Source organism: Aeromonas sp. ASNIH8, assembly GCF_002919855.1.
Classification (GTDB): domain Bacteria; phylum Pseudomonadota; class Gammaproteobacteria; order Enterobacterales; family Aeromonadaceae; genus Aeromonas; species Aeromonas caviae.
This window is the reverse complement of sequence record NZ_PQLN01000112.1, coordinates 1-12055: the sequence shown is the minus strand read 5'-3', so window position 1 is coordinate 12055 and position 12055 is coordinate 1. Positions and strand designations below refer to the sequence as shown.

Annotated in this window: 12 protein-coding genes and 1 tRNA gene; 3 read left to right on the top strand and 10 right to left on the bottom strand. The window is 48.0% G+C overall.

Annotated elements, in window-relative coordinates:
- Positions 1-120: 120 nt before the first annotated feature.
- On the bottom strand, positions 121-723 hold the full coding sequence (recR, locus tag C3418_RS20435; protein ID WP_010674419.1) for a recombination mediator RecR: 603 nt from the start codon (positions 721-723) through the stop codon (positions 121-123).
- Between the two features lie 1211 nt (positions 724-1934).
- On the opposite strand from recR, the gene alr reads away from it, so the two are divergent.
- Complete coding sequence (gene alr / locus C3418_RS20430; RefSeq protein WP_171865750.1) at positions 1935-3047, top strand: alanine racemase; 1113 nt, start codon at positions 1935-1937, stop codon at positions 3045-3047.
- 91 nt (positions 3048-3138) lie between these two features.
- Here alr and C3418_RS24455 read toward each other — a convergent pair.
- The 6 genes from C3418_RS24455 to C3418_RS20405 form a co-directional block, all read right to left on the bottom strand.
- Positions 3139-3242, bottom strand: a tRNA-Phe gene (locus C3418_RS24455).
- A gap of 214 nt (positions 3243-3456) precedes the next feature.
- Positions 3457-4293, bottom strand: a complete 837-nt coding sequence (locus C3418_RS20425) for a macro domain-containing protein (RefSeq protein ID WP_181023130.1) — start codon at positions 4291-4293, stop codon at positions 3457-3459.
- Positions 4290-4853 carry a TIR domain-containing protein gene (locus tag C3418_RS20420; RefSeq protein ID WP_103859152.1) on the bottom strand — a complete coding sequence of 188 codons (564 nt, stop codon included), beginning with the start codon at positions 4851-4853 and terminating at the stop codon, positions 4290-4292. Before C3418_RS20420 ends, C3418_RS20425 begins: the two co-directional genes overlap by 4 nt.
- 106 nt (positions 4854-4959) lie before the next feature.
- Positions 4960-6396, bottom strand: coding sequence for a TIR domain-containing protein (locus C3418_RS20415; RefSeq protein ID WP_103859151.1), 1437 nt, complete (start codon positions 6394-6396; stop codon positions 4960-4962).
- Positions 6397-6499: 103 nt separating this feature from the next.
- Positions 6500-7015 carry a hypothetical protein gene (locus C3418_RS24175; RefSeq protein ID WP_134695025.1) on the bottom strand — a complete coding sequence of 172 codons (516 nt, stop codon included), beginning with the start codon at positions 7013-7015 and terminating at the stop codon, positions 6500-6502.
- An 80-nt stretch (positions 7016-7095) separates the two neighbouring features.
- Positions 7096-7536: a hypothetical protein gene (locus tag C3418_RS20405; protein WP_103859149.1), complete on the bottom strand. Its 441-nt coding sequence runs from the start codon at positions 7534-7536 to the stop codon at positions 7096-7098.
- Between the two features lie 282 nt (positions 7537-7818).
- On the opposite strand from C3418_RS20405, the gene C3418_RS24170 reads away from it, so the two are divergent.
- Positions 7819-8196, top strand: a complete 378-nt coding sequence (locus C3418_RS24170) for an IS1 family transposase (protein ID WP_134695026.1) — start codon at positions 7819-7821, stop codon at positions 8194-8196.
- The gene (locus tag C3418_RS20400) at positions 8166-8741 is read left to right on the top strand and encodes an IS1595 family transposase (RefSeq protein WP_162518730.1); all 576 of its coding nucleotides are present in this window, start codon (positions 8166-8168) and stop codon (positions 8739-8741) included. The genes C3418_RS24170 and C3418_RS20400 overlap by 31 nt, the downstream gene beginning before the upstream one ends.
- Before the next feature lie 835 nt (positions 8742-9576).
- Here C3418_RS20400 and C3418_RS20395 read toward each other — a convergent pair.
- The 3 genes from C3418_RS20395 to C3418_RS24165 form a co-directional block, all read right to left on the bottom strand.
- Positions 9577-10020: an antitoxin Xre/MbcA/ParS toxin-binding domain-containing protein gene (locus tag C3418_RS20395; protein WP_099993683.1), complete on the bottom strand. Its 444-nt coding sequence runs from the start codon at positions 10018-10020 to the stop codon at positions 9577-9579.
- A 137-nt stretch (positions 10021-10157) separates the two neighbouring features.
- A complete protein-coding gene (locus C3418_RS20390) occupies positions 10158-10454 on the bottom strand; it encodes a hypothetical protein (RefSeq protein WP_042877918.1) in 297 nt (98 codons plus the stop codon).
- Positions 10455-10571: 117 nt separating this feature from the next.
- Entirely contained in the window at positions 10572-11222 is a 651-nt protein-coding gene (locus C3418_RS24165; RefSeq protein WP_139742155.1) for a hypothetical protein, read from the bottom strand.
- Positions 11223-12055 lie beyond the last annotated feature (833 nt).

The following is a 12055-nucleotide window of genomic DNA, read 5'->3' as shown; positions in this document are numbered from 1 at the left end:
GCCAAAGGGAGGCATGGGGCGGGCTCCGCTGCTTTCTTCCCTGCCAAAGGGAGGCATCGGGCGGGCTCCGTTGCTCCCTCCCCTGCCAAGGGGAGGGCCGGGGTGGGGTCCGTGGCCTCTTTAGCTCAGACGCTGACGCCCCATCAGGGAGTGGGAGAGCGTGGTGCCATCCACCAGCTCCAGCTCCCCGCCCACCGGCACCCCGTGGGCGATGCGGCTCACCTCCACCCCGGCGGTGCGGGCCATGTCGGCGATGTACCAGGCGGTGGCATCCCCCTCGATGGTGGGGTTGGTGGCGAGGATCAGCTCCTTGATCTGCTCCTCTTGCAGGCGGCGCTCCAGGATATCGAGCCCCAGCTCCTCGGGGCCGATGCCGTCAAGGGGAGACAGATGCCCCATCAGCACGAAGTAACGGCCGGAGAACTGGCCGGTCTGCTCGATGGCGGCCACGTCCGCCGGGCTCTCCACCACGCAGAGCAGGCCATTCTCCTCGCGCTTGGGATTGGCGCAGATCTCGCAGCGATCGTTCTCGGTAAAGGTGCGGCAGTGGCTGCAATGACCGATTTCGGTGAGCGCCCGGTTGAGCAGGGAGGCGAGACGCAGGCCGCCGCTGCGCTCGCGCTCCAGCAGGGTGAACGCCATGCGCTGGGCCGACTTGGGGCCCACGCCCGGCAAGACCTGCAGCGCCTTCATCATCTCATCGAGCAGGGGACTGAATTTCATGGGGATATCCTTTAAAGCCGCGCCGAAGGAGTGATTCGACCCGCTTGTCTGAAGCGGCGCCGACTCCTCCATCCGAACCTATCTTGTTGGCGCAGGACTATACCCGAGCCGGCCCCGGGCGCCAATGGCCGATCCCGCCATAGTGCCTGACGGCCCAACATCACCCCGGTCGGGGCGCAGCACTGAGCGGCAACCTCCCTTTCCCCTCTTCCCACAACCCAGATCACGCCATGATTGCCAAACCAATTCCGGGGAAACCGGGAAACCCTCCCAGATTGCCCCAACTCACTCCCCACCAGCCTCCAGACAAGCCAGCACGGCCAGAAACCAGGCCCACATTGTTTGGTTTTTCTATTCGATAACCAGTTATCGTTTAACAAAACCAAACAATAAATGCCCTCTTGAGGTCCCGATTTATGACGTTGCGCCGGTTTTCAACGGCTCCCCCTTCTGTTTTTTCACCGGCCGATTAGTATGACTCACGCGACAACCAGCTCCGTTGAGGCCGTTACTAGGGAAGGTGCGAATAAGTCATATGGCACGAGAGCATTTACTGGTAACCCATTGATATTAAATGACTAAAATTTTCATTTTTTGTTCGTGGGATACTTGTTCGCACTTTCCTTAATTAACCGGCCCACATCCATGCTTCACCATCCCTGGCCACGGATGACCTGTCTCTCCGGCCGCGTGCGCCACCAAGCCGGCCACAAGCTTTCTTGGTGGCGTACACCACTCGCCGGTTCGACGAGATGCCCTCTTTAATCCGGCAGTTCCACCTTCACCCCCCATGGAGCTGGTAGCCTGCTTTTCTCCTCTGCCATGCACCTGCCCCTCCCCGCACCTTGGCCAGGGGTCGGCAACCCCACCTGCACGCAGCCGGTGCGAAAAACCGCCAACAATGTGCGAAAACGGCTCGATCCCCCTCCCGTTTTAAGGGGAAAAACCAGTGATAAATATTGCCCGATAGGGAGCCAGAGAAAGCGTTGGCAGGGAAATTTATACCGAGGAATATTCCGTATTTTGCGCATTTACGCATTCCTATTCGCCACATAATTTACCAACAAAAAAACAACTGATAACATCTTTTTACATTTTAAAGCATATAAAAACATGATTCAGTGACCCCCGTTTGCTCGTCCCGGCAGCCAGGATCACCGGATCGGGATTGAAACCATCAGCCAACTACTCATCGAGCAGACACCCGACCCATGATGAACACAGTTACGGCCAGCATCGATATCGATGCACTCCAGCACAATTTCACCGTGGTGCGCCGCCATGCCCCCCACAGCAAGATCATCGCGGTACTCAAGGCCAATGCCTATGGCCATGGGCTGCTGCAGGTGGCCCACGCCCTCGCCCAGGCCGATGCCTATGCGGTGGCAAGGGTCGAGGAGGCGCTGGTGCTGCGTGCCAACGCCATCACCAAGCCCATTCTGGTGCTGGGAGGCTTCTTCAGTGCCGAGGCGCTGCCGCTGCTGGCGAAACACGAACTGCAAACCACCTTGCATACCTGGGAGCAGCTGGCACTGCTCGAGCAGGCCAGTCTGCCCGCCCCCATCAAGGTGTGGCTCAAGCTCGATACCGGAATGAACCGGCTCGGGCTGCGCACCCTGGAGCTGCCCGCCTTCATCGAGCGGCTGAGCCATTGTCGCAACGTGGTGCAGCCGTTCCATCTGATGACGCACTTCAGCCAGTCCGATGAGCAGGATACCCAGGCCACCCGGCTGCAGATCGAGGAATTCAACCGCCTCTCTGCTCATCTGCCGGGCGAGCGGGCCATGGCCAACTCCGCCGGCATCCTCGCCTGGCCGGCATCGCGCAGCGACTGGATCCGACCCGGCCTCATGCTCTACGGCGCCTCCCCGTTTACCGGTCAGCTTGCCGCCGACCATGACCTGCGCCCGGTCATGAATCTCAAGAGCCAGCTCATCGCCACCCGCGCCTGCCAGCAGGGCGAGGCGGTCGGCTATGGAGGACACTGGGTGGCGGATCGAAATACTACCCTCGGCGTGGTGGCCGCGGGATATGGCGATGGTTACCCCCGCATGGCGCCCGAAGGTACCCCCATGCTGATCAATGGCCGCCGGGTGCCCATCGTGGGTCGGGTTTCCATGGACATGATCACCGTCGATCTGGGGCCGGCGGCCAGCGACAAGGTGGGAGACGAGGTGACGCTGTGGGGGGAAGGGTTGCCGGTGGAACAGGTGGCCGAAAAGATAGGCACCATCCCCTACGAGCTGCTGACCCGCCTGACCAGCCGGGTCCATCTGACGCACTGTGACAAACGCGAACAGATGCCGATGTTGAAGCTGGCCTGAGCAAGCGGTCTGAGACCGGCCACAGAGAAGTGTCAAACCAGCCCTTGATAAACAAAAGGCCCCGTCTTTCGACGGGGCCTTTTGTTTTATTTGGCGGTGAGGGAGGGATTCGAACCCTCACTTCTGTATATCACAGCACAAATATAACCTTCATTTTCAATGACTTACGCCATTATTGTCGACCATAAAAGCAACGCAATTGACTCAAGCTATTGCCATGACTTTCCTACATCTTTTATAAAGAAAAATTTTGAAATGTCAAGAACATGCTTTCTGACTGTCGGAATCATGTTATCGTTTCCTCTGAATGGTGAATCGATTCACGTCCCTGTGAACTCCTGCTTTGCGGTAACTTTTACTTAAATGGCGGCACGAAGTGCCGTCCAGTTTCAAGTTTTTGTTAGGGGCTTTAAATACCATTTTTCGCTGACTTAATTTCAAGGAGATTAATTTTATCAATCTTGCTCTTATGGATGACAATCGTTAACTTCGCTGGATACTTGAACCGCATCTCACTAATGCGAAATGTCCACAACATTATTTTCAAAAGTTCTTCATCACTTATGGTTTTATGCCCTTGAATTCGTGTAATCCCAGAGCCAAAAATAGGCGTAGTTACGCTCTTCTGGCCATATACATTGTTGACCTTATCCCAAAAGTTAATTAGAAATTCAAGGTACTCAGGCATAGTTAGTACTGCTTTATTGTTGATATCGAACTTTGTAAAAGCGGCCAAAAGAAAATCTTTATATACGCAAATAGAGCCGATCTGATATCTGTACTTTTTACCCACGACTCGTTCGGCGTTGTTCCCGAGTTTTTCACTTTCATCGAAGGGGTAGCTATCGATATGGCGATCAAGTTCTGAAACTTGAACGCTACAATGATGATTTATAAAAACTCCGTTCAGTGAATTTTCAGAAATTATTTTGTTATCTACGATTGTGTCAAAGTATTCATTGAAAGCAATGGCCTTAAAGCCGGATTCGGAAAAAATGTCGCCTACTTTTATCGTGACCTCGCTACCTTCAATGTTGATATCAATTTTATTGAGATTGTTAGACCAAATCCAAACTCCAAAGTAAATCAACGTCAACAGTCCGACAAATATCCAGCCATAGGTGCTTTTGCAATTTGTTGGAATCTCGACAAACAATACAACTAAAGAAAGCGTTGCGCTTATGGCTGAGGTAATCTTGAGGAAGTTCTCAACAAGCCTCCTGTCAATGAAACTAACCTTCGTCATATTTTGTACCAGTAGTAATCTGGACTCGTTTTGGTGGCAACCATAAAATTACTATCTTTGAGCGCAGCCTCAATGATGTCCTTCTTGTTGGGAATGTGAAGTGTTGGAACTTTACTCATTGAATCTCGAAAAATAGGCAACTTATCCCACAGATTCTTTACAGACTGTTTCAGTGAAGCATTAATCAGCAGGCTGGCCTTAGAGTCGTATTCTGGATATATAACAATAACAGGAAGCCCTTGATTATTTATTCCGTAGTCAATTTCTTCACGTAGAGCTCTTGAGTTTACTGTGCTGGAGCTAAGAAAAAGCACAATATTTTTAGAGCTCCTGAGACGCTCTTGAAGTCTCGGCTTTAGTGTTTTTTCCCAATCGCTGCCGTCACGGACATTATATGTCTTATCGTGCGAATCATTAAAAGGAAATGATGCTTCTTTTCCTTTCCATGCCCGCAACATGTTGTAATAGCAGAAATCTTTTGTTGCATGTGCGCCGAGAGTGCTTGTGTTGAAAGGTTCTGCAACATAAAAGGCTGAGTAATTGCCGTTTCTATATGCCATTTTTTTCTCCAAATTTTAATTTTCCGGTAGCCCGGCTTACCCCTAACGCTTTACTCACCGGAAAATTGCGAGCATAGCGAGTAATATTTCCGAGCGCAGCAACTTGTTATGCTCTTGTGGCTAATTGCTCATGACCAATTAAATGAGATGGGCTAAATGACTGGTGCTGCCATCTAGGCAATCTTTGGTAATTTGTTTTATATTCTTCCATTAATTCATTTAAATCAGTAGGCTTATCAATCCCGAGAATGCATTTCATTTTATCAAAGTATGATTTTGAAGATGCTCTAGCAAATACTTCAAAAGCACTATGGAAACGACCAACATATAACAGTGTATTTGGGAACCATCGACTGTAATAATCAGCTTGCTTTATTTCAGTCCTCATAAACAATATAAAGTCAGCTTGCATTAAATAACGAAGTTCAATTCCTGAGTGTTTACTTCTTTGCTCAAGTAAATCAGCATGCAAAGATAAGCGATTTAGCTTTAACCTACTATTTCTATGCTCCAAGACTCTTAAGTATTCTTGGAATACTTCGTATCCAATCATAGTATCTTTGCCATATTCAGACCTGCCAGCCACATAATACTGCTGCGTTAACAGAAGATTTACCTCAGAAAATCTTTCATGCTTGGAGAAAATGGCAACCGCATATAAAAATAACTCATGGATGAAAAATTTAAAGTTATCAAAATCCCATTCACTCCAGCTATTGATATTTTCAGGCCGACTCATATATGGAATCAACGCCTCAAAGAAGCGGTGGATTTTGAGGACATTTTCTTCAGTTGGGGCGTATTGTGCGAGCGCAACAAAGACGGAAATAGCTTCATTTCTATAAGGGAGAAATTTATCTATATTGTCAATTACTTGATCGTCAAACTCCCCCTCTTTTTCTGTGATTCTAAATTTTTCAAGATTGCTCGCAAAGGTAGCTAAATATTCATCAAGCGCACCTGACGTAAACGGTTTGTTTTCTTTTATGGCAGATATAACTCTTTTATGAGACGTGGTTGTCCCAAGTGATATACCATCAGATTCGTCAAGAAACACAGGACGACTCCCTATTTCTGGCCTTTTATATAGTGGTTTGTCGTAAATCCAGCGCAGCAGCTTTTCGAAATTATCTGCATAGCTATCTGGTTCACTTAGATCTATGTATATTCGTGATTTATAGTACGTAGGTAAATATGCCTTTCCATGATCATCTTTTTCAGGAATGATTGCGACAAACTTGCCTTGCTCCTGATTTTCATAAACTTCACGCGAAATGATTTGTGTTTCTGTTCCGACGCCACCCGATCGTCCATCTGCTTTAGATGCATAAACCTCATCACAAATGATCGCAACTTTAGTGATTTGAGGATCTGTGACCATTTTCTCCATGAAAGTTACAGAATTATGGCCTTCCTTTAAATCCCACTTATCTAGAATCACATGAATACCTGATTCGGTTAACTCATTAGCCAAATCAATTACCCACTGCTCATGTGCTGGATTTGACCAACTATAAGATATAAATAATTTTGGATTTTCCATTTGGGCATAATTCCTTAATAAGGCATAACGTTGTATTAAGGGGCGCAAGCCGCAGCGCGGCGAAGCGTCCCAGTGACCGAGAGCGAACGACTTGAATACTTTGTTAGAGGTCTGCATTTGCTTCTGACAACATCTGTTCCATGATTTCCGAAAACACCTCTTCAGTCATTCCGTAACCTTCAGCTATATCTAATGTTATCTTCATTAGCTCCTTATCAACATCATGAAAGTGGTCTCTTGCCTCTTCTAGTTCTTCGATCATGGATTTGCGTCCGGCCTCGCTCATAAACTCCATGGCTCTTTCAGAGAAATATGAATGAGCAAGCCAATTCCGTTTTTTGAGTGAGGATTGTAATTTCTCTTCAATCTCTTCGCTTGGAATGCCTATTTTTTGAAAACGACCAATTAGTTGCCCCATAGTTCTTGATTCTTCTTTTTCATAAAAAGCATCATGTTGTGCTGCCCAGTATTCTTGTGTTGTATATCCTGGTACAGCTTTCGGGAAATGATCCATCATTAACAGGCATTGAATAATTGCTTGCTCTAAACACTGAGCTGCATATATGGCCAGCCCAAAGTAAGCGTATACGTCCCTACATTGTTCGTCTTCAGTATCCATGTGACCTCTAACGCCCGCATTTGCGGCTGGTTTGGAGCGCAGCGGAAAACCAGTCCGACAACATGCGCTTGTTAGGCGCGCTATTGCCAACCATTGTTCTCTTCGCACCAGTCATAAAGAATTATGATTTGTTCAAGTTCATAGATTGCTCGAAACAAATCACCGTAAAGCTTACGCCCACTGAAATTAGCCATTGATTGAGTTATTGCATCATTGAGAAGAAATTCATGCGCCATATCATTACGATAATTAACAACACTTTCTAGATAAGCAATAAAATCTGGCCTTAAACCTTTATCTCTTAGCTCGTTCTTGGTTTTTCCAAGAGTCCACTTTTCCATGCTCTCTGATGGAACGCCATATATTCTTGAGAGCAGCCCCTTTAAGCCAAATTCGAGAATTTGAGCTTTACCCATGAACATGGCGTACTGCTCAAGTACACTCAGATTTTTGTAGCCTTCCAACTTCGCATTGACTAATTCTTTAATGTCTTCAGCAGATAATGCCGCTACTTCTGTCATTCTCGATTCCTTGTCGCTTCAGGCGCCTAACAGTGATTAGATGGAAGGCGGTCCTAATCCGTTAACAGAGCCTTCCGTATAACTCCGCTCTGCTCTGATAGTCGCCATGAAAAAATCAAATTAAATCAGAACATTACCAGTGTTCCTTTGATACTTGAACGTATTCGCTTGACCTCCTCTTTTTGCTCTATCATTACCGCTGTATATAAAAGGCGCTGTTCCAGAGCGGTATTGGTGGCAAGCGTTATACTTATTTCAGGTTATTTGAGTAAGGAGCTTGCCATGGACAGCCAAGCGTTTTCCTCAATGCTGCGTTCTTTTGCCCAGCTCGACCCAATCCAACTAGAACGCGCCCAGGAACAACTTCGTCACCATCTGCAACGTGATCAACTCCATCAGGCATTGGCAAACCAGAGCGAGGCTGTCGCAGCATGCCCCTGTTGCAATTCCTCCCATGTCATTCATTGGGGACGTGCTCGTGGTCAGCAGCGGTTCCGTTGTAAGGCATGCGGCAAAACATTCAATCAATTGGATGGTTCTGCTTTGGCGGGGCTTCATCACAAGCACAAGTGGGCTGCCTATGCTGACTGTCTCAGTCGTGGGTTGTCGCTGCGAGCCGCTGCCAGAGAGTGCGCCATCGCTTTCTGCGCTACGCACTGACCACTCGAGCCAAGCAATTGGCCGGGATCGTCGAGGCCGATGAGGTATTTGTAGCCGAATCATTTAAGGGACGACGTCATCTGGATCGTCCAGCAAGACGCCGGGGCGCGAAGGGTAAAAAACGTGGGCATATACCCTTGGTCCCGCTCTTAATCGCGCTAGATCGATATGGTCGAGAAAGTGATGCTGTGTTGTTAGATAAAAGCCTGAGTCAAATCGAACCTTCCCTAAAACCACTTCTCACGGCGGGAACAATCCTGTGCACGGATGGCAATCTAAGTTACAGCACGATTGCACAGAACGCGCCGGGCGTGATCCATAAGCGGTTGATCGCCAGCGCTCATCATCGAGTAGAAGATGATGTTTTCCACATCCAGACCCTCAATAACTACGTGAGTCGTTGGCGGGAATGGATGGCCAAATTTCACGGAGTAGGGACAGACTACCTGGAAAACTACCTTGCTTGGTTTCGAGTGGTGAACCAGGAGCCGAATACATCCTGTTCATGGCTGCTTGGCGGAGTCACTCGGCTCACCTACACGTAAAGGGAACAGAGCCATATAAAAACAGTATAGGGGCAGCCATGGAAGGCGCCAGCAAGCCCCGCTTGCGTGAACAGGTCAGGACAGTGATGCGTACAGCATCCGTACTGAAAAGTCCTACTTGTAATGGATCCGCAATTTCATACGCTTTCATCAACTGCAATAATCGCAGGAACTCGGTTCTGTTAAGGTCAATGCCTTTCTCACCCGGCTTGCCGCCGAACGAAAATGTGTTGCCGATTGACAACCAGGAAATTAGTACAGCCACCATGTTGAGTAACGGGTAGCAACTCGCTTACCTATCTCATCAGGCAAGGCTACCGCCCCTGAGTTACAGCCCTCAGCCCGCTGCTGTTAACCAACATGGTGTCACGAATCGCTCCCATGATGCTTCCCAGAGAGATGGATTTTCGTTTGGCTATCTTAGGGGAGTAGATCGAGACATGGAAAGAGGAAATTGACAAACATATGAGCAGGCTCAATCAATTAGTGAGCGACTGCCGTGTTAAACTGGCAGTTTGGTTAGCAGAGGATACGGATATTTCCCTCACCCAGCCCCTTTGCTACATGGAGAGGGAAATAGAGATCGTTCTCCGATCCAAAGATCGGATAGTTGCAAACACTCTGGGGTGATCATTGGTTGATGAATATGTTTTCGGATGATTATCAACCCGCAGACCCTGATCAATTTGGGAAAATTTAAGAGCATCAAGATCTTATCTAACCACGATTTGAGTGGTTGTGTTGTTCGGCTCATCAAGTGAGCCGATCGGTCGGAGTGATCGGCTCACCAAATGAGCCTATTGTTGGTTCTTTATGGTCACGTATGACCATTTAATCAACAGGGGATGCCATGCCTAATCCGGCCGACAAGATCGATGACTGCCTGCGCTCCCATAGGCGTAGTAATCACATCAGCCGGTTTTTCACCACCTAATCCCCACGCTGAGCGGGTGAGCCATCTCATCGTTTTAGCAGTATCTCCCCGATGTAGGGATATGGCTGCATCCACTGCTAAGGCCACCCAGTAAACGCGATCTCCCTGAGCTGTCGATAAGCTATTGCCCCGTTTGATTTGGCGATTCAGTGTGTCTCGGCTAATGCCAATCATCTGGCAAATTGTTCGGGTATTAGACCCCAATAGCTTGCTCAGTTTGACGACGATCTCAGGAGATACACCAGACACTATGTGTTGATGAGCGGCTAACCAGTTACGTGGTAGACCTAGCGACTCTAGAACAGATAGATTGCTGGTTGTGGGAGATTGCCCAACATAAGTCATGATGAGTCTGTGCCTCCGTTTGGGGGTTGTTGATGGCAGCCAATACGAATCATCATTCAAGAGTTCATTGGGTCATCGTCTAGTTTGAGAGATCTGTACATGGAAACTGCTTAACACAAAATCTGTCTTGTATGGGGTCAGATAAGCTCTAGGTTCCGACTGACCAACCCAAAATCCCGTTCTAGATCATATTCTTTTTCTGAAAACATCATGGCCCCACGCCGCTCCTCTTTCATATTTGCGATGACTTGAAAGAAGCAGCACTCGCACAGATGGACCTCGTACTGTTCACCATCGTGCTGAGAGCCATAACCCCATTGGGCACTCAATGTTCCAAACGAGATGTTTGAACAGTCCGTTTGGCAGCTCTTTTCACAGACATCACAGCGGACATCGCTGACTACCTCTACCTCTTTTATTGCCATAATTTTCATATCTTGCAGCTCCATTTGTGCGGTTAGTCACTTATTGTGCAGCATCTTCCGGTAATCCCCCCGAAAAACTGAGGTGCTCATAAGTCGAATTTTCTCGTATCTTGAACGCCTCCTAGACTAACTGCTCGCGACACAAATCCCGTTATCCCGCAGCAGTCCATCCGAACACCGTGCGACAGTGGAGTGAAACGCATCGCTGAAGTCGTAAACCGGATCGTGGAGCAAATTGAACTCGGTCACTAACAGACCAGGGTTCGTATGAGGATTACTTGGGATTGCACCCAGCAGGTGGTTACGCAGATGCTGGGTCATCTGGAAAAAATCCTTGCCCGATAACAGGGGGGTATCCAATCGAATCAGCTCAGTGAACGATTGTGGATGACTAGACGGGTCGATGATATAGCCGCTGACCTGATAGCTGTATGTTCGCGCCCTTAGTCGCCTCTGGCATCTATGCCCATCCTCTGGCTGCGTATAGCACTGCTCCCGGGGTGGCTGCGGGATAAACTCGAGATGCGGCAGATCGGGATGACCCAGCAGGATAAATTGGGTGATCAGGCAGTGTCCAACGTCGGCGCTGCCACTGCCAGCATTAAAACCAGCTTTGACGCTGTCACGTCGCAGTTGGTTGAAATGTTTAGCCAGCAAAATGGGTTGGTTATAGGATCTTTCATCGATAAATGGAAGTCCGTCTCCGGGCTTGGTGATATACCCGTTTAGGTGGTAGATGAATGGGCCGATGAAAGGTTTTCGAGTAAGAATTATCATGATTAGTCCAGTGGGGGAAATTGGCAAACGGTTGTTGTGGTGATGATATAACAATCATCCTATTTGAATAAATTTGGAGCAGAACCCGATCACCAGCCCCACGAAAAATCATCATAAATAGAGATATTGAAATTTTTAAATTTCGCCCGCCATTTCAAACTCCTATCGCATAGTTGATCCATCATGAGTCGCCATTGGGTATCTAAGAGATGTGCCCACGGTAAACCGAGAGACTGCCTCTGTCAAGCCAGAAATCTGGGTCATGCCATTGATTTTAAAGGAATTATTTATTGAAAAAATAATTGTACAAATTTTGCCCTTGGTTTTTTTTTGCTCTTTTTGGGTGTTTATTGCGCAGTTTTTGACCTATAACATTTCCATTAACAGAATGGACGTTGTTGTGACGATACAATATCGAAAATGGGGATGTTGCATATTCCGGCTGAGCATGAACACCGCACATGCTTTCCGGAATCACTGTTCACATTCACCGAAATGGTAATCCCCCCCGAAAAACTGGGGTGCTCATAAGAACAATTTTCTCGTATCTTGAACGCACCAGTAACTTGGCCGACGGGTCTATCCTAACGAGATCAGAGTTGACCGTTAATACACTGATATGAGTTCTTATTGATCAGCCTGCGCAGCTAAACTCTGGATCGTATATTCACATAGAACGCAGTTCTATGTGGAATTTATGAAAGTGAAGACGGCTTTCCGATGAGACGCCTTTTTACAAATGGCGATAAGGAGGACAGCGCACTGAAAAAGAGGCAGCATGAAGTTCAATTCCAGCTAGTAACATAAAAAACCATTTTTTGTTTTCATGAAAA